At 70.3% G+C, this 24140-nt stretch carries 24 protein-coding genes; 16 read left to right on the forward strand and 8 right to left on the reverse strand.

Going from position 1 to position 24140, the window contains the following annotated elements:
* Window positions 1-10 precede the first annotated feature (10 nt).
* Together murQ and G5C51_RS23605 are read right to left on the reverse strand one after the other, a co-directional pair.
* Window positions 11-949, reverse strand: coding sequence for an N-acetylmuramic acid 6-phosphate etherase (gene murQ, locus G5C51_RS23600; RefSeq protein ID WP_165240184.1), 939 nt, complete (start codon window positions 947-949; stop codon window positions 11-13).
* A gap of 81 nt (window positions 950-1030) precedes the next feature.
* A complete protein-coding gene (locus tag G5C51_RS23605) occupies window positions 1031-1975 on the reverse strand; it encodes an SIS domain-containing protein (protein ID WP_165240185.1) in 945 nt (314 codons plus the stop codon).
* 89 nt (window positions 1976-2064) lie between these two features.
* Between G5C51_RS23605 and G5C51_RS23610 the strand changes: the two genes are divergently transcribed.
* Together G5C51_RS23610 and G5C51_RS23615 are read left to right on the forward strand one after the other, a co-directional pair.
* Entirely contained in the window at window positions 2065-2427 is a 363-nt protein-coding gene (locus G5C51_RS23610; protein ID WP_165240186.1) for a hypothetical protein, read from the forward strand.
* 7 nt (window positions 2428-2434) lie between these two features.
* Complete coding sequence (locus G5C51_RS23615; RefSeq protein ID WP_338118280.1) at window positions 2435-2704, forward strand: DUF4031 domain-containing protein; 270 nt, start codon at window positions 2435-2437, stop codon at window positions 2702-2704.
* Window positions 2705-2801: 97 nt separating this feature from the next.
* Here G5C51_RS23615 and G5C51_RS23620 read toward each other — a convergent pair whose 3' ends face one another.
* Window positions 2802-3497: a copper homeostasis protein CutC gene (locus G5C51_RS23620; RefSeq protein WP_165240187.1), complete on the reverse strand. Its 696-nt coding sequence runs from the start codon at window positions 3495-3497 to the stop codon at window positions 2802-2804.
* Between the two features lie 36 nt (window positions 3498-3533).
* On the opposite strand from G5C51_RS23620, the gene G5C51_RS23625 reads away from it, so the two are divergent.
* A complete protein-coding gene (locus G5C51_RS23625; protein WP_165240188.1) occupies window positions 3534-4172 on the forward strand; it encodes an HD domain-containing protein in 639 nt (212 codons plus the stop codon).
* Here the strand turns inward: G5C51_RS23625 and G5C51_RS23630 are convergent.
* Window positions 4157-4936, reverse strand: a complete 780-nt coding sequence (locus G5C51_RS23630) for a TetR/AcrR family transcriptional regulator (protein ID WP_165240189.1) — start codon at window positions 4934-4936, stop codon at window positions 4157-4159. The two genes, G5C51_RS23625 and G5C51_RS23630, sit on opposite strands and share 16 nt — an antisense overlap.
* Window positions 4937-5018: 82 nt before the next feature.
* On the opposite strand from G5C51_RS23630, the gene G5C51_RS23635 reads away from it, so the two are divergent.
* From G5C51_RS23635 to G5C51_RS23645, 3 genes are all read left to right on the forward strand, one after another.
* Window positions 5019-5972, forward strand: a complete 954-nt coding sequence (locus tag G5C51_RS23635; RefSeq protein ID WP_165240190.1) for an ATP-binding cassette domain-containing protein — start codon at window positions 5019-5021, stop codon at window positions 5970-5972.
* Window positions 5965-6708, forward strand: coding sequence for an ABC transporter permease (locus tag G5C51_RS23640; RefSeq protein WP_165240191.1), 744 nt, complete (start codon window positions 5965-5967; stop codon window positions 6706-6708). The genes G5C51_RS23635 and G5C51_RS23640 overlap by 8 nt, the downstream gene beginning before the upstream one ends.
* A gap of 132 nt (window positions 6709-6840) precedes the next feature.
* Window positions 6841-7188 (forward strand): DoxX family protein, encoded by a 348-nt coding sequence (locus G5C51_RS23645; RefSeq protein ID WP_165240192.1) that lies wholly within the window; start codon window positions 6841-6843, stop codon window positions 7186-7188.
* A gap of 9 nt (window positions 7189-7197) precedes the next feature.
* Here the strand turns inward: G5C51_RS23645 and G5C51_RS23650 are convergent, their stop codons facing one another.
* Both G5C51_RS23650 and G5C51_RS23655 read right to left on the reverse strand, forming a co-directional pair.
* Window positions 7198-8466, reverse strand: a complete 1269-nt coding sequence (locus tag G5C51_RS23650; RefSeq protein WP_165240193.1) for a Cmx/CmrA family chloramphenicol efflux MFS transporter — start codon at window positions 8464-8466, stop codon at window positions 7198-7200.
* A gap of 65 nt (window positions 8467-8531) precedes the next feature.
* Entirely contained in the window at window positions 8532-9035 is a 504-nt protein-coding gene (locus G5C51_RS23655; protein WP_165240194.1) for a nucleoside deaminase, read from the reverse strand.
* Window positions 9036-9134: 99 nt separating this feature from the next.
* Between G5C51_RS23655 and G5C51_RS23660 the strand changes: the two genes are divergently transcribed.
* Window positions 9135-9284 (forward strand): helix-turn-helix domain-containing protein, encoded by a 150-nt coding sequence (locus tag G5C51_RS23660; RefSeq protein ID WP_165240195.1) that lies wholly within the window; start codon window positions 9135-9137, stop codon window positions 9282-9284.
* 110 nt (window positions 9285-9394) lie between these two features.
* On the opposite strand, the gene G5C51_RS23665 is transcribed toward G5C51_RS23660, so the two are convergent.
* Window positions 9395-10423, reverse strand: coding sequence for a substrate-binding domain-containing protein (locus G5C51_RS23665; RefSeq protein WP_165240196.1), 1029 nt, complete (start codon window positions 10421-10423; stop codon window positions 9395-9397).
* Between the two features lie 269 nt (window positions 10424-10692).
* Between G5C51_RS23665 and G5C51_RS23670 the strand changes: the two genes are divergently transcribed.
* The 9 genes from G5C51_RS23670 to G5C51_RS23710 all read left to right on the forward strand — a co-directional run bounded on the left by G5C51_RS23670 (window position 10693) and on the right by G5C51_RS23710 (window position 21820).
* On the forward strand, window positions 10693-11796 hold the full coding sequence (locus tag G5C51_RS23670; protein ID WP_165240197.1) for a glycoside hydrolase family 172 protein: 1104 nt from the start codon (window positions 10693-10695) through the stop codon (window positions 11794-11796).
* A gap of 54 nt (window positions 11797-11850) precedes the next feature.
* Window positions 11851-13221: an ABC transporter substrate-binding protein gene (locus G5C51_RS23675; RefSeq protein ID WP_165240198.1), complete on the forward strand. Its 1371-nt coding sequence runs from the start codon at window positions 11851-11853 to the stop codon at window positions 13219-13221.
* Window positions 13218-14177, forward strand: coding sequence for a carbohydrate ABC transporter permease (locus tag G5C51_RS23680; protein WP_165240199.1), 960 nt, complete (start codon window positions 13218-13220; stop codon window positions 14175-14177). Before G5C51_RS23675 ends, G5C51_RS23680 begins: the two co-directional genes overlap by 4 nt.
* The gene (locus G5C51_RS23685) at window positions 14167-15006 is read left to right on the forward strand and encodes a carbohydrate ABC transporter permease (protein WP_165240200.1); all 840 of its coding nucleotides are present in this window, start codon (window positions 14167-14169) and stop codon (window positions 15004-15006) included. The genes G5C51_RS23680 and G5C51_RS23685 overlap by 11 nt, the downstream gene beginning before the upstream one ends.
* A gap of 28 nt (window positions 15007-15034) precedes the next feature.
* Entirely contained in the window at window positions 15035-16453 is a 1419-nt protein-coding gene (locus tag G5C51_RS23690) for an L-fucose/L-arabinose isomerase family protein (RefSeq protein ID WP_165240201.1), read from the forward strand.
* Between the two features lie 162 nt (window positions 16454-16615).
* The gene (locus G5C51_RS23695) at window positions 16616-18199 is read left to right on the forward strand and encodes a sugar ABC transporter ATP-binding protein (RefSeq protein ID WP_165240202.1); all 1584 of its coding nucleotides are present in this window, start codon (window positions 16616-16618) and stop codon (window positions 18197-18199) included.
* On the forward strand, window positions 18196-19302 hold the full coding sequence (locus G5C51_RS23700) for an ABC transporter permease (RefSeq protein WP_165240203.1): 1107 nt from the start codon (window positions 18196-18198) through the stop codon (window positions 19300-19302). Before G5C51_RS23695 ends, G5C51_RS23700 begins: the two co-directional genes overlap by 4 nt.
* Window positions 19299-20309, forward strand: a complete 1011-nt coding sequence (locus G5C51_RS23705) for a substrate-binding domain-containing protein (protein ID WP_165240204.1) — start codon at window positions 19299-19301, stop codon at window positions 20307-20309. Before G5C51_RS23700 ends, G5C51_RS23705 begins: the two co-directional genes overlap by 4 nt.
* 14 nt (window positions 20310-20323) lie before the next feature.
* Window positions 20324-21820 (forward strand): FGGY-family carbohydrate kinase, encoded by a 1497-nt coding sequence (locus G5C51_RS23710; RefSeq protein WP_165240205.1) that lies wholly within the window; start codon window positions 20324-20326, stop codon window positions 21818-21820.
* A gap of 80 nt (window positions 21821-21900) precedes the next feature.
* Here G5C51_RS23710 and G5C51_RS23715 read toward each other — a convergent pair whose 3' ends face one another.
* Window positions 21901-24015: a HelD family protein gene (locus G5C51_RS23715; protein WP_165240206.1), complete on the reverse strand. Its 2115-nt coding sequence runs from the start codon at window positions 24013-24015 to the stop codon at window positions 21901-21903.
* Window positions 24016-24140: the final 125 nt, after the last annotated feature.

Genomic DNA, 24140 nt, shown 5'->3' on the forward strand with positions numbered 1-24140 from the left:
GGGAAAACCCCTAGTCCCGCAGCGCCAGCTGCAGCGCTGCCCGCAAATGCCCCTTGCTCTCCGCCAGTAGCCGCGTCGCGGTCATCGCGTCCACGCCCCCCGCGATCACCAGGATCGCGTCCTTCACCTCGCCGCCCGTAGCCGCCAGCGCCGCCTCGATCTCCGCGTCCGCGGCGCCCGTCGCCAGCGCGACGATCCGTCGCGATCGCGCCCGCAGCTTGTCGTTCGATGCCCGCACGTCGACCATCAGATTCCCGTACGTCTTCCCGAGCCTGATCATCGTGATCGTCGAGATCATGTTGAGCACCAGCTTCTGCGCCGTGCCCGCCTTCAATCGCGTGGAGCCCGCGATCAGTTCAGGCCCCACCACGACCTCGATGCCGTGGTCCGCCGCCGCGGCCAGCGCCGAGCCGCCGTTGCAGGACAGGCCCACCGTCAGCGCGCCGCGCGCCCGCGCGTGCTCGACCGCCGCGATCGCGTACGGGGTGCGGCCCGAGGCCGAGATGGAGACCACCGTGTCGTCGGGGGTCAGACCGATCCGGTCCAGTTCAGCGGCCGCGAGCTCGCGGCTGTCCTCCGCGCCCTCCACGGAGGTGCGGATCGCGCCGTCGCCGCCCGCGATCACCCCGATCACCTGCCCCGGCGCGGTGTTGAACGTCGGCGGGCACTCGCTCGCGTCCACCACCCCGAGCCGCCCCGCCGTGCCCGCGCCGATGTAGATCAGCCGGCCGCCGCGCGCCATCCGCGCCGCGGCGGCGTCGATCGCGGCCGCGATCACCGGCAGTTGGGTGGCGACGGCGCCGGGCACGGTGGCGTCCTCGCCGTTCATGATCTGGGCGATCTCCAGCGTCGGCAGGCGGTCGATCTCCGACAGCTCCGGCCGGAAGGCCTCGGTGGTCATGGACTCCAGCTGGCGCCGGAGATCGGCCGGTTCAGCGGTCGAGGGCATGTGGGAGCGGCTCTTTCGATCCGGGTGCAGGGGAGGTCGGTGGTGCAAGGCGAAAGGCCTTCTGCGGCGAGCGGTCCGGGCTCAGCCGCGCGTCGGCCGCGGGCTGTGCCGGTGGGCCAGCGCCTCGTAGGACGCCGATAGAGCCGGTGCGGCTCTCTCGTAGGTGCGCTGGGCGACGCCTATGAAGAGACAGTCCACCACGAGCAGCTGTCCGGTACGCGATGACATCGCCGCGGGCCGCAGCTCGCTCTCCCGGCCGGTGGAGGTGGTCAGCACATGGTCGGCGTACTGCGAGATGGGGCCGTCGGGGCGGCCGGTGATGGCGATCGTGGTGGCGCCGTGGTCGAAGGCGACGCGCAGCGGCTCGATCACGTCGACCGTGCGGCCCGAGTGGGTGATGGCGATGGCCACGTCCCCGGCGCGCAGCTGCACGGCGTTGGTGACGGCGAGGTGCGGGTCCACGGGCGCGTGCGCGATGGAGCCGATGCGCAGCAGCTTCTGCACCAGGTCCTGGCCGACGAGGTTGGACGCGCCGATGCCGTAGACGTCGATGCGGCGGGCCGTGGCCATGGCGGCGACGGCGGCCTCCAGCTGCACCGGGTCGATGCCGGCGGCGGTGTCCGCGAGGGCCTGCTGCTCATCGCGGGCGAGCTTGACGATCACGTCGGCGACCGGGTCGTCGACAGCGATGTCGGCGGTGACCGACGGGGCCTGGCCTGCCTCCTGCTGGGCGGCGGCCGCGGCGAGGGCGAGGCGCAGGTCCCGGTATCCCGGATAGCCGAGCAGCCGGGCGGTGCGTACGACGGTGGCCTCACTCGTGCCCGTGCGCTCCGCGAGCCCCGTGACGGTGAGCGCGGCACACCCAGCCGGGTCGCCGGCCACGGCTTCGGCGACCCGCTGCATGGAGCGGGTCATGGACGGCGCCACCGTGCGCACCTTGGCCGCCAGGGCGGCAGGGGCGGGCGGCGCGACGGCGCTGCCGCTGGAGGTACCGGAGGTGAAAGTTTCCTTCACGCTGTAGCTCACAGGTGAAAGGTATTTTCAGGTGTGTGCGGGAGTCAACCCCTCCTCCCGTACCGGGAGTCGCCGGACGGCACTTCGTGGACAATGGAGACATGGAGATCGAGCAGGCGCTGCACGTGGCCAGAGCGCTGGTCCTGGCGGATCTGACGTCCGGGGACATCGCGGGGCCCGACGTCGTCTCGCTCCTGGAGGACTCCGTCACCCACCGCCGCTGGTGGGCCGAGCAGTGGCCCGAGGGTGTGACCTTCGTGGCCGGTCTGGTGGCGCAGGACGTACAGGATTCGCTGCTGGAGCGCTACGGCCGCTGGCCGCTCTGCCCGGTCTGCGCGGATACGGACGAGGGCGGCCCGCACGCCCTGGTCGTCGAGCCGGAGATGGGCCCGGATCCGCACTGGGTCTGCGGCGAGACCGGCACCACGGTGGCCGCGGTCGGCCGGCTCCCGGCGGTCAAGTGATCCGCCGGTGATCTACATCGACCCGCCGTCGTGGCCCGGCCACGGCCGCATGTGGTCCCACCTGGTCAGCGACGTCTCGTACGACGAACTGCACGACTTCGCCGAGCGCCTCGGCGTCCCGCGCCGCGGCTTCGACGGCGACCACTACGACGTGCCGTCGCGGCTGTACGACAACGCGGTGGCACTGGGCGCGAAGCCGATCGGCAGCAAGGAGCTGGTGGGACGGCTGACGGAGGCGGGCCTGCGGCGGCGCAAGCGGGGCGGGCGGCGGGACTGAGGGGCGCGCGTCGAGGTTCGGCGGCGGCCCTGTCGCACCCCGAGCGCCGCCACCCCGACCGCCGCCGTCAGGACGGCTTCCGTGCTCGCGTACGCCCTCAGCCGTCCACCAACTGCCGCCACTCCCGCACCGCGTCCGCCGACACCGCCGCGTCCCAGCCGTCGGGACGGACCGCGCTGCCGATGTGGAAGGCATCCACGCCCGCCGCCCGCAGCGGAGCCACGTGCTCGCGGTGGAGGCCGCCGCCCGCGAGGATCCGCGGGGCGTAGCCCGGGTCGCCGGCCATCGCCCGCGCCGCCTCGGCCGTCAGGACCGGGAGGCCGGTCGCGACGCCGGCAGCCGAGCCCGCCGTCAGGTACGTGTCCAGGCCCGGCGTCTCCGCCAGCTGCTTGCGCAGCACCTCGCGGTCCGCGGCCCGGTCGATCGCCCGGTGGAAGGTCCAGTGGCAGCCGTCCAGCGCGGCGGCCAGCTCGCCCACCGCGGCCATGTCCGCCCGCCCGTCCGCGTCCAGGAAGCCGAGCACGAACTCGTCGGCCCCGGCCGCCCGCAGCTCTCCCGCCGCCGCCACCAGCGCCGATACATCCCCCGCCGCAAAGCCGTCAGCCGCCCGCAGCATGACCCGCACCGGGATCTCCACGGCCGCCCGCACCGCCGCAAAAGTCGCCACCGACGGCGTCAGGCCGTCCGCGGCCATGTCGCTGACCAGCTCGAGCCGGTCGGCCCCGCCGGCCTGCGCGGCGGCCGCGTCCGCGGCGTCGAGGGCGATGACTTCGAGCAAAATTGGTCTAGACATGGCGCCCAGAATGTCACATCCCGGAGAATGGCGTCCATGAGCGACGCCGCCCGCACCGCCCTCCTCACCCGCTGGAACGCACTCGGTCTCCCGGCCCCGTACGGACAGAAACTCCTCGACCGCTGGGCCGAGCCGCACCGGCGCTATCACGACACCGCTCACCTCGCCGCCGTCCTCGCCCGCATCGACGAGCTGGCCGGCCATGCGGCGGATCCCGATGTCGTACGCCTCGCCGCCTGGTTCCACGACGCCGTCTACCGGCCGGACCGCACCGAGAACGAGGAGCGCAGCGCGCACCTGGCCGAGGTCGCGCTCACCGAGGCGGGCCTGGCCGCGGGCGACGTCGCCGAGGTCGCCCGTCTCGTCCGGCTGACCGTCGCCCACGACCCGGCCGCCGGGGACCGCAACGGCGAGGTCCTCTGCGACGCCGACCTCGCGGTGCTGGCCGGGACGCCGGAGGACTACGGGGCCTACGCCGCCGCCGTCCGCGAGGAATACGGCTTCGTGCCGGACGACGCCTTCCGCGAGGGCCGCGCCGGGGTACTGCGCCAACTGCTCGCGCTGCCACGGCTGTTCCGCACCCCGTACGGGCAGCGGGAGTGGGAACAGCGCGCCCGCCACAACCTCACCACCGAGCTGGAGCTGCTCGGCGGCGGCTCTCACTCCCCCAGGTAGGCCGCCACCCCGTCCAGCGCCCGCTGCAGGCCGAAGGCGAAGTCGTCGAACTCGTCGGCCTCGTCCGCCAGATCCGCGTCCAGGTCGTCGAAGGCCCCGTCCGTCACCGCCGCGCGCAGCGCCGGCAGCCGGCCGTTCTCGGTCACGCGGGCGAGGAACTTGCCGTAACCCGCCAGCCGCTGCGCCGTGCCCGCCGGGTCCTGGCGCATCAGCGCCACGAGCGAGAGCTCGCTCCTGACCAGGCCGCTGACCAGCAGTGAGACCGCGACCTTCTCGTCGTAGCCGAGGCCGGTGTCCGCCAGGGCCTGCAGGGACTGGTCCAGCCAGGCCAGCTGGTTCGGCGTGACCGGCGGGCCGTGCGCCGCCACCAGGGGGATCGCCCACAGGTGCGTGAGCAGCGATTCGCGCATCGCCGTCGCCCAGTGCTCCAGCGCCGGCCGCCAGCCGGTGGCGTCCGCCGGCAGCGGCACGGGCGGGCCGATCGCGGCGTCCACCATCAGCATGACGAGCTCGTCCTTGGTGGCCACATAGCGGTACAGCGCCATCGTCGAGGCGCCGAGCTCCTTGGCCACCCGGCTCATCGACACCGCCTCGATGCCTTCGGCGTCGGCCACCGCGATCGCCGCCGTCACGATGCCGTCGAGGGTGAGGCCGCGCTTGGGGCCCTTGTGCGGCCGGTCGCGCAGGCCCCAGGCGACTTCGAGGCTGGCGGGGAAGGCGGCGGGGGAATCGGCTGAGGCATCGGCGGGCGGATCGCTCTCCATGGCGGCAGTTTATGCCATACGCAGTACCGTGTATGCTCTACGCAGTAGCGCGTATGGCATACGCAGAAGGAGTCCGGCACCCATGACCCCACCCTTGACCCCACCCGCCATCGAGGCCCGCGGCCTCACCAAGTCCTACGGAGACGTCGCCGTCCTGCGCGGCATCGACCTCTCCGTCGCCCCCGGCACCGTCTTCGCCCTGCTCGGACCGAACGGCGCCGGCAAGACCACCACCGTCCGCATCCTCGCCACGCTCCTCACCGCCGGCGGCGGCACGGCCCGTATCGCCGGGAAGGACGTCACCGCCGAGCGGTCGGCCGTCCGCCGGGCGATCAGCGTCACCGGCCAGTACGCGGCCCTGGACGAGGAGCTCACCGGCGCGGAGAACCTGCGGATGATGGGCCGGCTCGCCGGTCTGTCCCGGGCCGCCGCCCGCACCCGCGCCGACGAGCTGCTGGGCCGCTTCCGGCTCACCGACGCCGCGAGCCGGCGGGTGGGCACGTACTCCGGTGGCATGCGCCGCCGCCTCGACCTCGCCGCCTCGCTGGTCGGCGAGCCGTCCGTGATCTTCCTCGACGAGCCGACCACCGGGCTCGACCCGCGCAGCCGGCAGGAGGTGTGGGAGCTGGTGGCCGGGCTCGCCGACGCGGGCGTGACGGTCTTTCTCACCACCCAGTACCTGGAGGAGGCCGACCGGCTCGCCGGCCGGATCGCGCTCATCGACGGCGGGCTGATCGTCGCCGAGGGCACGGCCGCCGAGCTGAAGCGGCGGGTGTCCGGGGAGCGGCTGGATCTCGCCTTCGCCGGGCGGGGGGCGTACGAGGAGGCGGACCGGCTGCTCGGCGATCTCGTCGTCCGCCGCGAACCGGACGAGCTGCGGCTCGGCGTGGCGACCAGCGGCCGCGCCGAGCACGTCCGCGAACTCCTCGACGCCGTCGACCCGGACCGCCGCCTCGTCGAGCGCTTCGCGGTCCACGAGGCCAGCCTCGACGACGTCTTCATGACCCTCACCGCCAAGGAGCCCGCCCATGTCTAACGCCCTCACCATGACCGGCCGTTCGGTCCGGCTCAGCGCCCGTACGCCCGACGCGCTGATCACCGCGCTGGTGATGCCGGTGATGCTGATGTGCGTCTTCGTCTACTTCTTCGGCGGGGCGATCGAGACCGGCGGCGAGTACGTGCAGTACGTGGTGCCCGGCGTGCTGATCCTGTGCGCGGGCTTCGGCGCCGGGAACACCGCCATGGCCGTGGCCAGCGACATGCACAACGGGATCATCGACCGCTTCCGCTCGATGGACGTCGGCGGCCGGGCGATCCTGGCCGGGCATGTCGCGGCCTCGCTGGCCCGCAATCTCGCCGCCACCGCCGTGGTCTTCGGCGTGGCCATGGCGATCGGCTTCCGTCCGCAGGCGTCGGCGGCCGGCTGGCTCGCGGCGATCGGCGTGCTGGTCTGCTACATCATCGCGCTGTCCTGGCTGGCGGCGGCGGTGGGCCTGGTCGCCAAGTCCCCCGAAGCGGCAGGCGGCTTCACCTTCTTCATCGCCTTCCTGCCGTACCCCTCCAGCGGCTTCGTCCCGGTCGACACCATGCCCTCCTGGCTGCGCGGCTTCGCCGAACACCAGCCGGTGACGCCGGTGATCGAGTCGATGCGCAAGCTGCTCCTCGACCAGCCGGTGGGCGGCAGCGGGTGGCAGGCGGTCGCGTGGTGCGCGGGGATCGCGGTGGTGGCGGTGGCCGCGTCGGGGGCGCTGTTCCGGCGGCGGACGAGCTGACGAGTCCCGGGGACCCCACACTTCAAGTGCAACGTTGGTTGCACTTTTTACAATCACCGTTGTACTTTACGTGTCATGGCCGGTCCGGCCATCCGCCCCACCATCCGCAGCTGACCTGACCTGGGAGTCCCCGTGTTCATCGCCTACGCAGTCGTCGCCGCCCTGCTCACCGTCGCCCTCGCCGCCTCCGCCAAGGCCACCTTCGCCACCGACGGCCAGGTCGCCGCCGACCTGACCCGGATGGGCGTCCCGAAGGCATGGCTGCCGCGGCTGGCCGCCGTCAAGCTGGCGGGCGCGGCGGGCCTGCTCGCCGGCCTGGCCGTCCCCCTGGTCGGGGTCGCGGCCGCGGTCGGGGTCGCGCTGTTCTTCGCCGGCGCCGTCGCCACCCACCTGCGGGCCCGTGACTACACGTTCGCCCCGGCCGCCGTCCTCGGTGCGCTCGCCGTCGCCGCCCTGGCGCTGCGGGTGGTGTCCGCGTGAGGGCTGGAGCTAGTCGCGGACGGCCGCCGGCACCTCGGTGTCAGCGGGTACCTCCGACGCCGCCACCAGGCGCGTCTCGCTGCGCGCCGTACGCGACGCCACCGCCACCGCCGCGACCGCCAGGGCCGCGAGGATCGCGCCGGTCCAGGCGGTGGAGCGGTAGCCGAGGCCCGCGTTGATGACCAGGCCGCCGAGCCACGGGCCGACCGTGTTGCCGACGTTGAAGGAGGACGTGGCCGTCGCGCCGGCCAGCGTCGGGGCGCCGTTGGCGATGTTGAAGACGCGGGCATTGAGCGCCGGTGCGGTGGTGAAGGCGGCCAGGCCCAGCAGGCCGGAAAGGATCACCATCGCGATCGGGTAGTCCGCGAGGAAGGTGGCCAGGATCAGCACCACGACCGTCGCCGACAGGCCCGTATAGAGGGTCCCGAAGAGGTGGTCGTCCGCCACCCGGCCGCCGATCGTCGTACCGATGAAGGCGCCGACACCGAAGAGGGCGAGGACCATCGGCACCCAGCCCTCGCTCAGCCCGGAGACGTCCTCCAGCAGCGGCGCGAGGTAGGAGAAGAAGGAGAAGACCGAGGCCGCGAAGAGCGCGACGGTGCCCATCGCCAGCCAGACCTGCGGATTGCGGTAGACCTGCAGCTCGGCCTTCAGCCGCGGCGGCTCCTCGCCGGGCTTGCGGTCCGTCTTCGGTACGAGCGTGACCACACCGACCAGCGCGACCAGCGTCATCACGGTCACCGCCCAGAACGCCGACCGCCAGCCGAGGTGCTGGCCGAGGAAGGCGCCGCCGGGGACGCCGGCCACGTTGGCGACGCTGAGGCCGCCGACGATCACGCCCATGGCGCGGGCGCGGGCGTCGACCGGGACCATGGAGATCGCCACGGCCGCACCCACCGCCCAGAAACCGGCGCAGGCGAGGGCGCTGATGACGCGGGTGGCGAAGAGCAGCGCATACGAGTCGGCGACGGCGCCGACGACGTGTCCGGCCGCGAAGACGATCAGGAGACCGATGAGGGTCGTACGCCGCGGCAGCCGTATCGTCCCGGCCGCGAGCAGCGGCGCTCCGACCACCATGCCGATCGCGAAGGCCGAGATCAGCAGGCCGGCGTCCGGGATCGAGACCCCGAGGTCGTCGGCGATCGGCGGCAGCAGGCCCGAGAGCATGAACTCGGACGTGCCGAGCGCGAAGACGGCGAGGCCGAGGACGTAGACGGCGACGGGGAGCTTGCGCTTCGCGGGCAGGGCTGAGTCAGGCACGGCAGCGGAGTGGGACATGCCTGCGCAAACAATGGCTGCGGGCTACATCATTCCCGCACCGCTGCCCACCTGCGGAAATTCACTTACTGGACACCGTGCAGCCGCGCGTGCAGCCCGCGGATCTCCTCGGTGAGCTCTGGGGCGGGCCCCGCGGTCTCGATGCCGGGCGCGATCGCCTGGACCGGCAGCCCGGCGACCGGGGCGGGGGCGACGCCCCACTGCTGGAGCCAGCCGACGAGCTGCTCGGTGCTCGCCGCGTACACGATCCGCCCGAGCCCGACCCAGGCGTGCGCGGCGCTGCACATCGGGCAGTGCTCGCCGGAGGTGTAGACGACGCTGTCGCGCCGCTCCGCGGGGGTGAGGTGCGCGGCCGCCCAGCGGGCGATCTCGAACTCGGGGTGGCGGGTGGCGTCCCCGTCCTTGACGCGATTGCGGTCGCTGAAGCGGACCTCCCCCTGCGGGTCGACGAGGACCGACCCGAAGGGCTCATCACCATCGTCGAGCGCTTCCCGCGCGAGCTCGACGCAGCGACGGAGGTGCCGGAGGTCGGTGGGGGTGAGGCCGGTGGGGTGGGTGCTGTCTGTCATGGCGGGAGGGTAACCCCAGGTCACCCGCGTCCGTAGCGGGATTGATCGTCACGGCGAGTGGCTGGATGAGCTTGAGCGACGGCAGAGGTCGCCTCGCGGATGCACGTGCGGCAGGAGCGCGTATCGGCCATCGAGCGCGGCAAAACCACGTCCGCCGAGGTCGGCACCATCGCCGCGTACATCGCCGCGCTCGGCGGCAAGCTGGAGATCGTCGCCGACTTCAATGGCACGCGCGTGACCGTCGCTTGATGACCGACTGGAGACGGACAGCGCGCCAGGTGTACGTGCACGACGTGTTCGTTCGCGGTGACATCCGCCGGCTGCAGTTGCGCGAGTGATCCACCGAATGCGCCCCCCGCTCACAGCGCGCTGCGCTGGCCCGGTCCCGAGGTTGATTCCCTGACCTGCAGTGCCGTCCGCAGGACCACCGTCTGCAGGGGCTTGTCCGTGCCCGCGATGCGGTCCTGCAGCAGTCCCGCGGCCGTCCAGCCCAGGTCGTACGACGGGAGCTGGACCGTCGACAGCGGGGGCCGCACCAGGGACGCCCACGGGACGTCGCCGAAGGACAGGACGCCGAAGGCCGGGGGTTCGATTCCCGCCTCGCGGAGGGCCTGCAGCGCGCCCACCGTCATGAGGTTGTTCGCGACGAAGACCGCGTCCGGGGGCTCCGGCAGTGCCAGCAGTTCGGCCATCGCGGCGCGGCCGCCCTCGACGCGGAAGTCGCCGTGCCGGACGTACTCGCGCGGCGGCTCGCCGCCCACGCCCTCCTCGCGGAGGTGGTCGCGGACCACTGAGCGGTAGCCGGCGAGACGTTCCTCCGAGGTGGAAGCGCCTTCCGGGCCCGCGATGCAGGCGATCCGGCGATAGCCGCTGCGCAGCAGATGGGCCGTGGCCTCCTCGCCGCCGTGCTGGTTGTCGACCATGACCGCGTCCACGGACGCGCCGCGCGGGCGGCGGTCGACGGCGACCACCGGCATCTTGCGGTTCGCCATCAGCGACAGGTCGGTGCGGTTACGGGACGCGGCCGCGACGATCACGCCCGCCATCTGCTCGGCCGCCGCGATCTCCAGATAGCGGCGCTCCTTGTCGACGTCCTCGTCCGAATTGCACAGCACCACCGACAGGTTGGTCTGCTGCGCCGCGTCCTCGACCCCGCGCGCCAGCGACGTGAAGAAGGGGTTCTCGATGTCCGGGATGATCAGTCCTATGACGCTCGCCCGCTGCTTGCGCAGGGAGCGGGCCACCCGGTTCGGTGCGAAGCCCATCTCCGCGGCGGTCTTGCGGACGCGTTCGGCGCGCTCCGCGGTGACCCGGCCGCCGTTGAAAACACGGGAGACCGTGGCCGGGGAGACTCCGGCCGCGCGGGCCACATCGTTGATCGTCGTCACGGTTTTCGTACCCGAACCCCTCCATCAGGCGCGGGTGTGACCGCGCTGGGTGTCGTCGGCCCCATTCTCCGCCCAAGCCTGCGGCGGTGGGTCATCCCGACCCCTTGACACCGTCTGGCCTGAACTTTACGTTCACGTGAAATGGATTTCAAGGGATCCTCCGAGGGGCCGCCTCGCAGGGGGATTCCACACCCAACGCACCTCAGGTACTCCCTTGGTCGACCCTTGTCGGCTGTGCCAAGAAATCGATTTCATATGGAGCCTCGACGATGAGCACCACGTTCGGCCTGGACGGCCTCGCCCACCGCAGCACCGCGGTCACCCGCTCCATTAGCGCCGAGAACTTCACCGGCGCCAAGGGTGCGGGCGGCATGGCCACGGAAGGCACCGGCGCACAGGCGGCGAGCCGCCTCGGGCGCGGCTGGAAGGTCTCGCCCAGCATCGACATCGCGGCCGGCGAGACCGCGGTGCTCGCGGACATCGAAGGCCCCGGCACCATCAAGCACATCTGGTGCACGACGGCCCCGCACGCCGCCTGGCGGCAGACGCTGCTGCGGCTGTACTGGGAGGGCGAGGAGATGCCGGCGGTGGAGGTCCCGCTGGGCGACTTCTTCTGCAACGGCTGGAACCGCTTCAGCCAGGTGTCGTCGATCCCGGTCGCGGCGAACCCCAACGGCGGCTTCAACTGCTACTGGCCGATGCCCTTCCGGCGCAAGGCCCGGATCACGCTGGAGAACCTGGCCGCCGAGCAGATGACGCTCTACTACCAGGTCGACTACGAGCTCGGCGAAGTCGCGGACGAGGCCTCCTACTTCCACGCGCAGTGGCGGCGCAGCAACCCGGTCGCGGACGGCATCCACACGCTGCTTGCGGGCGTCGAGGGCGCCGGGCAGTACGTGGGCACGTACCTGGCCTGGGCGGTCAACAGCCCCGGCTGGTGGGGCGAGGGCGAGCTGAAGTTCTTCCTCGACGGCGACGACGAGTGGCCGACCATCTGCGGTACGGGGACCGAAGACTACTTCGGCGGCGCCTGGAACTTCGACGTCCCCGGGCAGGGCTACACCGAGTTCACGACCCCGTATCTCGGCATGAACCAGGTGCTGAAGCCGGACGGCCTCTACGACAGCCAGCAGCGCTTCGGGATGTACCGCTGGCACGTCGCCGACCCGATCCGCTTCGCCGAGGACCTGAAGGTGACGGTGCAGTGCCTCGGCATCGGGCGGGGGCAGGGCAACGGGCTGCCGCACCGCTACCGGGTCAACCACGACGACATCGCGTCGACTTCGCTCTTCTACCTGGACCGGCCGTCCAGCGGCACCTCCCTCCCGGCGACGCCGGGGCTGCTGGACCTCGAGGCCGACACGCACATGTGACACGCGCAGTACCCACAGGCAGGCACGTACTCACAGAGAGACGGGAGCAAGGCGATGCTCCAGCACGGCAAAGACGCCGGCACCGCGCCGCCGCCGACCCGCCGCCGCTTCATCGGGGGAGCGGCGGGGGTGGCGGCGGCGGCCGCGGCCACTCCGCTGATTTCCGGATGCGGGGGGTCGGCTAAGGCGGATGGCAAGAGGCTGACGTTCTGGAATTTCTACGCGCCGCAGCAGACCCAGGACCCGGCGATCAAGGCGCAGGCCAAGTGGCTCACGGACCTGGTCAAGCAGTGGAACGACAGCCATGACGTGAAGATCGATCTGGTCTTCATCCCCGGCGCGGACTACAACGGCGGCTACAAGCTCCCGTCCGCGTTCGCCGCCGACGACGGTCCTGACATCTGGCTGCTCAGCCCCGGCGACTTCCTGCGCTACCAGAACGGCGGCGTGCTCCAGGACCTCACGCCGCACCTGGACAAGGGCGTCGTCGAGGACTACGGCGACAGCCTCAACAGCCGCACCGTCGACGGCAAGGTCTACGCCCTCCCGATGGAGGTCGAGCCGCTGGCGATGTACTTCGACGTCGCCACCTGGGAGAAGCGCGGTCTGTCGGAGGGCGACATCCCCACCACGTGGGACCAGATGCTCGACGTCGGCGACAAGCTGCGCTCCAAGACCACGGCCGGCCTCGTCTTCGAGACCAACCCCGGCTACTACCAGAACTTCACCTGGTACCCGTGGCTGTGGCAGGGCGGCGGCAACGTCATCGACGGCGACGGGAACGCGGCCTTCGACTCCAAGGCCGCCCGCCAGGCCCTCGGACTCTGGCAGGACGCGGTGGCGCACGGTATCGCGCCGCGCACCATGCCGGCGGCCGGCGACTTTCTGAGCGCCTTCAAGACAGGCCTTGTGGGCATGTGGATGAACGGCATCTGGAACGTTTCCAACTTCAAGGCGTACGCGCCCAAGCACAAGTACGGATTCTTCAAGCTGCCGATCCCGCCGGGCGGTAAGTACTCGACCGCACTGGGCGGTTGGGCCTTCGCCGCCAACGCCAAGGGCAACAACCCCGAGCAGGCCGCGGAGTTCTGCGCCTGGGCGCTCGGCAAGAACGACGAGGAATGCATCGACCGCATGGTCGAGTGGTGCACCGTCGCGAAGTCGGATGTGGCGCCGCGGAAGTCGGTCCTGGACCGGGCGACCGAGAAGGGCGGCTACGACTTCTGGGCGCTGAAGAAGTTCAAGGACGACATCGCGCCCGGAGGCCGCGCCGAGCCGCGCTATCCCCCGGTGGTCTACAAGGCCGTGTCGGACGCCATTCAGGGCACCATGCTCGCCGGCAAGGGCGTGAACAGCGAAGTGGAGCGTGCCGCACAGTCCATCGAGGCATTCATGAAGAGCTACAAGGGGGCGAGTCTGATATGACCAGCGTCGCCGCACCGGACCGGACCGGCAAGACCGAAGCCGCCACACCGGCGAAGCCGGTCAAGCAGGGAATGAGCCGCAAACACCGGGAATGGCTGGCCGCAGCGCTGTTCATCCTCCCGGACGGGCTCGGGCTGCTGCTCTTCGTCGGCATTCCCATGGTGCTCTCCGTCGTCCTGAGCCTGTTCCAGGTCAGTGGCTTCGGCACCTACGAATGGGTCGGACTCGCCAACTACGAGCGGATGTTCCAGGACCCGATGTTCTGGGAGTCCATGCGGCTCACCGGGATCTACGTGGTGGTCCTCGTGCCGGTGCTCTTCTGTGTGAGCCTCGGGCTCGGGCTGCTGATGAAGCAGAAGCTGCCCGGCACCAGCTTCTACCGCACGGCGCTCTTCCTGCCGTACATGATCAGCCTCGCCGTGGTCGGCCTGCTGTGGAAATTCATGCTCGACGAGCAACTGGGCGTGGTGAACAAGTCGCTGCGCGGCCTCGGCATGGAAGGCGAGCCGTGGCTCGGCAAGCCCGAACTGGCCCTTTTCACCCTGATCGCCATCATGGTCTGGGTCATGATGGGCTACTACATGATCATTTTCCTCGCCGGCCTGCAGGACATCCCGAAGGAGTACTACGACGCCGCGAGGATCGACGGCGCCGGCCCCTGGGCCCAGTTCCGCAGCATCACCTGGCCGCTGCTCAGGCCCACCAGCTTCTTCGTCCTCATCATGTCCACCGTCGCGGCGCTGACCGGCGGCCTGGACCTCATCTTCACGATGACCAAGGGCGGTCCCGCCAACGGGACTTCGCTGATCATCTACTACATCTACACGCAGGCCTTCGGATTCGGTGAATACGGCTATGCGTCGGCCATGGGCACATTCCTCGTGCTGATCATGGTCCTGCTGGCCGGCGTGATCTTCAAGGTCACGAAGAGCGGGAGGTTCGACGATGGCCAGTGAGAACGCGACCGCACTTCGAAAGCAGCGGGCCGGCCGTGGCGGCCTTATCGCCCTTGCGATCCTGGCTTCGGTCATCACGATCTTCCCCTTCCTGTGGATGGTCACGTCGTCGTTCAAGACCCGGGCGACGGTGAATGACGGCAAGCTGATCCCCACCGATTTCACCTTCAGCAACTTCGAGTACATCTTCTCGGGATCGGACTTCGGCCGCTATCTGCTGAACAGCTTCTTCGTCTCCGTGGTCATCACGGTCGTGGCGTTGTTCTTCCACTCGATGTGTGCCTATGCTCTCGCCCGGCTGCGTTTCCCGGGGCGCGAGAAGATCTTCACGATGGTCTTCGCCACGCTGCTCATCACAGCCCCCGTGGTGCTGATCCCGCTCTTCATGGTGGTCCGCGAACTCGGCCTCCTGAACAGCTATGGCGGCCTCATCATCCCGGCCATCTTCAATGCCTTCGGCATCTTCCTGCTCCGCCAGTTCTACCTCGGCTTCCCAAGGGAGCTGGAAGAGGCGGCGATTGTCGACGGCTGCAACCACTGGCGGGTCTACTGGAGCATCGTCCTGCCGATGTCCCGGCCTGTCCTCTCCGCACTGGCGATCTTCTTCTTCCTGGCGAACTGGAATGCCTTCGTCTGGCCGTTGGTCGTCACCACGGACCCGGATCTGCAGGTCATTCAGACGGCGCTGGCGCAGTTCGCGACCCAGACCACGTCGAACTACAACTACATCCTCGCCGGCACCATGATCGCCGCCATTCCGATGATCGCGATCTTCTTCACCTTCCAACGCCAGATCGTCGATTCCGTCAAGACATCCGGCCTCAAGTAACGCCCTCTCTCCCCTGGAGGAATGAAATATGGCACGCATCGGTCTGCTCTCCATCTCCGACGGCCGCGACTACGTGCAGCGGGACGTCCGCGAGCACGTCACCCGCGCCGGGCAGGAGCTGGCCGGGATGCTGGCCGAGGCCGGGCATGAGGTGATCATTGCGCCCGAGCACGTGGAGTCCAATGTGCTCGCCACCTCGCAGGCCCGCTACCTCGCCGACCAGCACGTGGATCTGACGATCTTCCACCACTCGGTGTGGACCTTCCCGCACTTCACCATGCTGGCCGCCGAGTCGACGCCGGGACCGATCCTGATGGTCGCGAACATCGACCCGCAGTTCCCCGGCATGGTCGGCATGCTCGCGGGCGGCGGCAGCCTCGACCAGATAGGCCGGGTGCATGCCCGCGCCTGGGGCGACCTCAAGGACCCCGCCACCAAGGCGCGGATTCTCTCGAATGTACGGGCCGGGGCCGCCGTTCAGGGCCTGCGCGGGTCCACCTTCGGGCGGGTCGGCGGGCGGCCGATGGGGATGTACACCGCGACCGCCAACACCGACCAGTGGATGAAGATCTTCGGCGTCGACGTCGAGGAGATCGACCAGTGGGAGATCGTGCGGCGCTCCGAGAACGCCGACGCCTCCCTCGTCAAGCAGGGGCGGCTGTGGCTCGAGAAGCATGCCGCCGGTGTCCACTACGACGGTGACCGGCTGACGCCCGAGCTGCTGGAGCGGCAGATCCGCTCGTACTACGCGATGAAGGAGCTCATCGCCGAGTGGAATCTGGACTTCTCCGGGATCAAGGGCCAGCCGGAGCTGACGGCCAACTTCGCCACGATGGACGTCACCGAGGCCTTCCTCAACGACCCGTACGACTGGGAAGGGCCCAAGGAGACCCATGTGACCTCCACCGAGGCCGACATGGACGGCGCCATGACGATGCAGATCCTGAAGCTGCTCTCCGGCGACCCGGCCTTCTTCGCCGACATCCGGCACTACGACCAGGAGAAGGGCGTCTGGGACCTGTGCAACTCCGGTCAGCACGCCACCTGGTACGCGGCGCGTTCCGACGACCCCGCCGAGAACCTCAGCAAGGTCAACTTCTTCCCCGAGGTCTTCTACTTCCCGGCCGGCGGCGCGTCGGTGCAGCACCTCGCGGCGCCCGGCGACCTCACCTTCGCGCGGCTGACGCGGGAGGACGGGGATTACCGCATGCATGTGATGCGGGGGTCCTTCGAGAACTACGACGCGGAGACGAACGAGCGGATGATGCGGGCCACTACGTGGGAGTGGCCGCATGCGTTCGCGCGGCTCAGCCCGTCTGCGGAGGAGTTCCTGACGAAGTTCGGGAGCAACCACATTCACGCGGTGCCGGGCGACTACGTCGCGGATCTGCGGGCGGTGTGTGCGCAGTTGGGCATTCGGTACGACGGCTTCGGCGACGCGGCTTGAGCGCGCGGCGTTAATCGCGCCTAGCGGCGCTCGTCCTCAAGCGCCGGACGGGCTTGATGGCCCGTCCGGCGCAAGCCGGTCCGAATCAAGCCCGTCCGCGATTGAGGACACCGCGCGGCAGCGCGGTTCCACAGACCAACGCAAGGAAGGCGACCAACCGCCATGCAAAGCGAAGCGCCTCCGCTGCTCGCGATGCGCGACATCGCCAAGAGCTTTCCGGGCGTGCGCGCCCTCAAAGGGGTGCATCTCACCGTCCACGCCGGCGAAGTAGTAGCTCTCCTCGGCGAGAACGGCGCCGGCAAGTCCACCCTCATGAACGTCCTCGCCGGCGTCCACGCCGACTACGAGGGCACCATCGAGCGGGACGGTGTCCGCGCCCGTATCCACTCGCCCAAGGATGCCCAGCGCTACGGCATCGGGATGATCCACCAGGAGCTCAACCTCGTACCCGAGCTCTCGGTCGCGGAGAACATATTCCTCGGACGCGAGCCCAAAACCGTCCGCGGCACCGTCGACCGCAAAGCCATGGACAAGCGCGCCCGCGAGCTCCTCGCCGGGCTCGGGCTCTCCACCCCGCCCCGCCGTCTCGTCAAGAACTGCCGCATAGCCGAGCAGCAGCTCATCGAGGTCGCCAAGGCGCTCAATCTCAACGTCAAGCTCCTCGTCATGGACGAGCCGACGTCCGCCCTCGCCGACGCTGAAGTACGCCGTCTCTTCACCGTCATCCGCGATCTCACCGCGCAGGGCGTCGGCGTCGTCTACATCTCGCACCGGCTCGAGGAGCTGGAGGAGATCGCCGACACCGTCACCGTGCTGCGGGACGGGGCGTATGTCGGGCATCGCGCGATGGCCGAGACCACCCGCGCCGAGCTTATCCAGCTGATGGTGGGGCGGCCGCTCGGGGAGCTGTTCCCGCGGCGGCCGGGTCAGCACAGCGGTGGGGACATCAGGCTTCAGGCCACAGGGCTCGGCTACAACGATCCCGACGGCGGGCCCTCCCTCCACGGCATCGACCTCACCGTCCGCGCCGGGGAGATCGTCGGGCTCGCCGGGCTGATGGGCGCCGGGCGCAGCGAGGTGCTGCAGGCGCTGTTCGGGCATTACGGGCCGCGGGCGTACGGGGAGATCAGCGTCGACGGCGAGCCGTACCGGCCCCGTACCCCGGGTTACGCGATCCGGCGCGGGCTCGCGCTCGTCGCCGAGGACCGCAAGGCGCAGAGTCTGGTCCTCGCCAACACGGTCCGTTTCAACGGGTCCTTGGCCGCCCTCTCCCGCTACCGCAACCCGTGGCGGACCGTGAACAAGCGGCGCGAGCGCATCGCCGTAGCCGAGCAGGTCGAGAGCCTGAAGGTGAAGACGCCCAGCCTGGAGACGCACGTCGGGAACCTCTCCGGCGGCAACCAGCAGAAGGTCGTCCTCGCCAAGTGCCTGCTCACCAAGCCGTCCGTGCTGCTCATGGACGAGCCGACCCGCGGCATCGACGTAGGCGCCAAGGCCGAGATCCACGCGCTGATGGACGAGCTGGCCGCGCAGGGGACCGCCATCGTCGCGGTCTCGTCCGAGCTGCCCGAGCTGATCGGGATGTGCGACCGGGTGCTGGTGCTCTGCGAGGGGCGGCTGACCGGTGAGTTCCACCGGGATCCGGCGCGCGGGCCCGTAGCCGAGCAGGAAGCGATCCTCACCGCGGCGATGGACCGCGAGACCGTCACCGTCACCGTCAACGGAACCAACGGGAACGACAGATGACCGAGACTCTCCCCGACCTCGCGAAGGACAGCGGAAACGGGGCCGGCACCCTCACCCGCGCCAAGAGGATCCTGCCCTGGCTCGGCTCGCTGCAGAGCTATATCGGCCTCATCCTCATCGTCGCCATCGGCATTGCCACCAAGGGCGACACCTTCCTCGACCAGACCAACCTCACCAACGCCATCGGCGCCTTCGCCTCCCGCGGCATCCTCGCCGTCGGCGTCACGCTGGTCATCCTCACCGCCGGCATCGACCTGTCCGTCGGCTCGCTGATGGGCTTCGCGTCGATGGCCTCGGCGATGATGCTCGCCGACCACGACATGCCGGTGTGGCAGATCGTGCCGCTGTGCATGCTGATCGGCGCCGCGTTCGGGCTGGTCAACGGCATCGGTACGTCCGTACTGAAGATTCAGTCCTTCGTCATGACGCTGGCGATGTTGTCCATCGCCCGCGGGCTCGACAGACAGATGTCGGACAACCAGTCCGTCGGGACCACCGTCTCCGGGCCCGACGGCAAACTCACCGAGAACGCCGAGTCGTTCCAGTCCCTCGGTACGCCGGGGCACAACGTCGGCGTCGGCATCCTCGGCCCGGACGGCATCTACTATCCCGTCCTCGCCTTCATCGGCGTCTGCATCGTCTTCCATCTCATCCTGTCCCGTACGACCTTCGGGCGGCACATCTACGCGGTCGGCGGCAACCCGACGGCGGCCCGGCTCTCCGGCATCAACGTCACGCTCGTGGTCATCGCGGTCTTCACGCTCTCCGGCATGCTGGCGGGCTTCGCGGGCCCCATCGACGCCGCGTACTCCGTCTCCGCCGACCCGCAGGCCGGCAATACGTACGAGCTCGACGCCATTGCCGCGGCCGTCATCGGCGGCGCCTCCCTCGCCGGCGGCAAGGGCACCATCATCGGCACCTTCGTCGGCGCCCTGATCCTCACGCTCCTCGACAACGTCCTCGGCCTCAACGCCGTCAGCGACAACTGGCAGTTGGTCATCAAGGGCCTGATCGTCGTCATCGCGGTCGTCCTCCAGCGCCCCGACCTGCTGCGCAGCATCAAGAACCGCCTCACCCCGGCCCGTAAGGAGAACGTCGCATGACCGCTCACCCACGCACCAGAAAGTCACTGGCCGCCGCCACGGCCGCGACCGCCGCGCTGGCGCTCGCCGCCGGCTGCGCCTCCAAGACCGAGGACTCCTCCGACGCCGGCGACAAGGACAAGAAGGTCTTCACCGTCGGCTACTCGCAGGCCAACAACGCCGAGCCGTACCGCGCGCAGCTCAACAAGCAGCTCGAGTACTTCGCGAAGAAGTACGACAACCTCAAGCTGCTGCCGATCGCGGACGCCAAGCAGGACAACGCCCGCCAGGTCAGCCAGGTGCAGAACTTCATCCAGCAGAAGGTCGACGTCCTGATCGTCTCCCCGAACGAGCCCGACCCGCTCACCCCGGCCGTCGAGCAGGCCTGCCAGTCCAAGATCCCGGTCATCATCCTCGACCGCGACGTGAAGACCGACTGCTACAGCTCCTTCATCGGCGGCGACAACTACCAGATCGGCAAGCAGGCGGGCGAGGCGGCGGTCAAGGCGCTCCCCGACGGCGGCAGCGTCGGCGAGATCCGCGGCCTGCTCTCCACCGACCCGCAGAAGCAGCGGCACAAGGGCTTCATGGACGCCCTCAAGGGCCACGACGACATCAAGGTCGTCGAGCAGCGCGAGGGCAAGTGGCTGCAGCCCGAGGGCACGAAGATCATGCAGCAGTGGCTGGCGCGCGGCACGAAGATCGACCTCGTTTACGCGCACAACGACCCGATGGCGATCGGCGCCCAGTCGGCGGCGGCCGGTGCCGGGGCCAAGGGCAAGGACATCAAGTTCATCGGCATCGACGGCCTGGCGATCCCGGACGGCGGCATCCGTGCCGTGCAGCAGGGCAAGCTGATCGGCACGTATCTCTACCCGACCGGCGCCGAGGAGGCCGCGAAGACGGCGTCCGAGCTGGCGGCGGGCAAGAAGGTGGAGAAGAAGCAGACCCTCGACACGGTGGAGATCACCAAGGACAACGCCGAGGACATCTACAAGCAGTACGACATGAGCCAGAAGGTCGACTAGGGGTCAGTGGGGTTATGAGTCTTCTCCTGGGCATCGACATCGGGACGTCGTCATCGAAGGGCGTCCTCACCCGCCCCGACGGCACTCTCGTCACCCAGTCCGTACGCGAACACGCCACGTCCACGCCGCGGCCCGGCTGGGTGGAGCACGACGCGTCATCGGTCTGGTGGGCGGATTTCCTGGGCCTGGCCCGGGAGTTGACGGCCGCGGCTGCGGCGGCGGGTGAGGCCGTCGCCGCCGTCGGGGTGAGCGGCATCGGACCTTGCCTGCTGCCGGTGGACGAGGCGGGCGAGCCATTGCGGCCGGCGATCCTGTACGGCGTGGACACGCGCGCCGGCGACCAGATCGCGGCGCAGACGGCGCGCTACGGCGAGTCCGAGATCATGCGCCGCTGCGGCTCCACACTCACCAGCCAGGCGATCGGACCGAAGCTGGAATGGCTGCGTGAGCAGGAGCCATCGGTCTACGGGCGCACGCGCCGCTGGTATATGGCCAGCTCCTGGCTGGCGTACCGCCTGACGGGCGCATACGTCCTCGACCACCACTCGGCGTCGCAGTGCACCCCGCTGTACGACCTGGGGGCGAACGCCTGGATCGAGGAGTGGCGGGACGAGATCGCGCCGGGCCTGGAGTGGCCGGAGCTGGTGTGGCCGTCGGAGGTGGTGGGGACGGTGACGCCCGAGGCCGCCGCTCTTACGGGCCTCGCCGTCGGCACGCCGGTGGTGGCGGGCACGGTCGACGCCTGGGCGGAGGCGACGGCGGTGGGCGCCACCGCTCCCGGCGATCTGATGCTGATGTACGGCACGACGATGTTCCTGGTGAACTTCGTCGACGCCCCGGTGGCGAGCAAGCAACTGTGGGGAACGGCAGGCGCCTTCGAGGGCACGTACTGCCTCGCCGGCGGCATGGCGACCTCGGGCGCGGTGACGGGGTGGCTGCGCGACCTGACGGGCTCGGACTACGGAACGCTGGTCGCGGAGGCGGCGGACGTCCCGGCGGGTGCGGAGGGCTTGCTGATGCTCCCGTACTTCGCGGGCGAACGCTCCCCCCTCTTCGACCCGGACGCCCGCGGCCTGATCCACGGCCTGACCCTCCGCCACGGCCGCGGCCACCTGTACCGGGCGGCCCTGGAGGGAACGGCCTTCGGCGTCCGCCACAACCTCGCAGCAATGACAGAGGGCGGCGGCGACATCCGCCGCCTGATCGCGGTAGGCGGCGGCGCAAGAGAGCTATGGACCCAGATCGTCTCGGACGTAACGGGCAAACCCCAAGAGATCCCCCGCCACACAATAGGCGCAGCCTACGGCGACACCTTCCTGGCAGCGGTGGGGGCGGGCCTGGCGTCGCCGGGAGACATCGCGTCGTGGAACCCGGTGGAGTCGGTGGTGAGCCCGGACCCGACCCGCGGCAAGGTCTACGAGGAGCTCTACGACCTCTACCTGAACCTCTACCCAGCCACCCGCGAGGCGGCCCACACCCTGGCCGCCCGCCAACACGCAGACGCCCGCTGACACACGGGGAACTCGAACCGCACCCGCGGCGCCTCACCAGGGGAGGTCGGCGTCGCGGGTGCTTCAGCTATCCGTACGGGCTAAGCGGCGGCCAACTGCTCCGGCAGGGCCGCCGCGTGGATCACCGCGAGGCCCGACACAGCTCGGGTCAGGCAGACGTACAGGCGCCTCAACCCCGTTCGTTCGTCCGGTTCGCCGTCGACGATGGCTGAGGGGTCGTCGAGGACTACGTAGTCGTATTCGAGGCCCTTTGCCAGGGAGGCCGGGACCAGGGTCAGGCGGGAGTCGGCTGTTGTTTCCTCGCCTGGGGTGAGGTGGGGGAGGCCTGCGGCTGCCAGGGCTTTTGCGATCAGCGGGAGGCGGGCGTCTGCTGCGATCAGGCCGATTGAGCCTTCCTTTTCCAGCGCCGTCAGGCACGCGAGTGCCAGTGCGTCGTCGAGGTCGCCCGGTGCCACCCGCTCGATCGTCAGGTCGCCTTCCGATTCGCGGATGGAGGTGGCCTCCGTGAGGCCGGGGGCGATCGCCGGGAGCAGTCTTGAGGCGTAGGCGATGACCTGGCGGGGGACGCGGAAGCCCTGGGTGAGTTCCTCGACCTGGGAGTCGGGCTTGCCGAGGTGGGTCAGGGCCTCGTTCCAACTGGCCGTCGCCCAGGGGGTCGTGCCCTGCGCGATGTCGCCGAGGACCGTGGCGGAGCCAGTGGTGCAGCGCCGGCCCACCGCGCGGTACTGCATCGGGGAGAGGTCCTGCGCCTCGTCCAGGACCACGTGGCCGAGGGACGGGGTGCGCTGGACGAGGTCCGTCGCCTCGTCGATCAACACCGCGTCCGCCGCCGACCACTTGGCCGACTTCACCGACCGCGGCGGCTTCTCCCACAGCAGCAGCTTCTGCTCCTCGGGGGTGAGGACGCCGGCCGCCTGCTCGGCGAGGAAGTCGGCGTCCGAGAGCAGCCGCAGCACCAGTTTCGCCGGGTCCACGGCCGGCCAGCAGGCCTTGACCGCCGCCTTCACGGCCGCGTTGCGCGCGACCGCGTCCTGCACCCGGTCGTCCGGGGCCTCGCCGGCCTGCTCCATGCGTACGAGCACGGCGTGCGCGATGCGCTGGGGCAGCGCGTCGCGGGCGGCGCCGTAGCGGATGTCGCGGGCGAGCAGCTCCCGCACCAGCTCCTCCAGCTCGTACGCCGGGATCCGCCAGCGCCGCGAACCGCGGACGACCACGACCGGCTCGGCCGGCATCGTCACGCCGGAGCGGACCGCGCGGCGCAGCACCTCGGCCATGCGGGCGTCGCCCTTGAGGGCGGCGGTGGTGGCGGAGTCGGTGCCGCGGAGTTCGACGCCCGCCGCCTTTTCGACGAGACCGCCGACCGTCGACTGCCTGACCTCCAGCTCGCCGAGGGCGGGGAGGACCTGCTCGATGTAGCGGAGGAAGGAGTCGTTCGGGCCGATGACGAGGGTGCCGGTGCGGGCGAGGCGGTCGCGGTGCGCGTAGAGGAGATACGCGACGCGGTGCAGGCCGACGGCGGTCTTGCCGGTGCCGGGGGCGCCCTGCACGCAGATCGTGCCGCCGATGTCCTGGCGGACGATCTCGTCCTGCTCGGGCTGGATGGTCGCGACGATGTCGCGCATCGGGCCGACGCGCGGCTTCTCGATCTCCTGCTGGAGCAGCTTGGAGGACTTTGCTGCCTCGGCGGGGTCGGAGAGGTGCTCGTCCTCGTACGCCGTGATCTCGCCGCGGTCGTAGCCGAAGCGGCGGCGGAGGGCTACGTCGAGGGGGTCGGTCTTGGAGGCCCGGTAGAAGGGCTGCGATACGGGCGCGCGCCAGTCGATCACCATCGGGTCGCCGTCGGCGTCGTGGACGTGGCGGCGGCCGATGTGCAGTGTCTGATAGCCGACTCCGTCGGCGGGGCTCTCGCCCTCCGCGCCCTCGGCCTGGTCGGCGCCCACGGCGTGCAGATAGTCGAGGCGGCCGAAGAAGAGGGGCGTGTCGGAGAGGTCGGCGAGGGCCTTGATGCGGTCGTCGATCTGGGACTGGAGCACCTCGGCGTTGACCCAGTTCGCGGTGACGTCGCTGATGTCGAGCGCCTCGACGTCGGCGCGCATGGCGCGCAGGGCGGTGCGGGATTGGGCGAGGTGGGCGCGCTCGCGTTCCAGGGGGTCGGCGGCCGGGTCGGCGGCCGGTGGGTCGGCGGGCGTGGACATGCGGAAGTGCCTCCGGCGGGTGGAGTAGGGGGGTGGTTCGATGCCGACCGGTTCCGACCGGGCGGGGGCACCCCCGGCTACGGCCGGGGAGCGGGGCAGACGCGCGATTTTACGGGGGTGGGTGG

The organism is Streptomyces coryli, assembly GCF_011044975.1.
Classification (GTDB): domain Bacteria; phylum Actinomycetota; class Actinomycetes; order Streptomycetales; family Streptomycetaceae; genus Streptomyces; species Streptomyces coryli.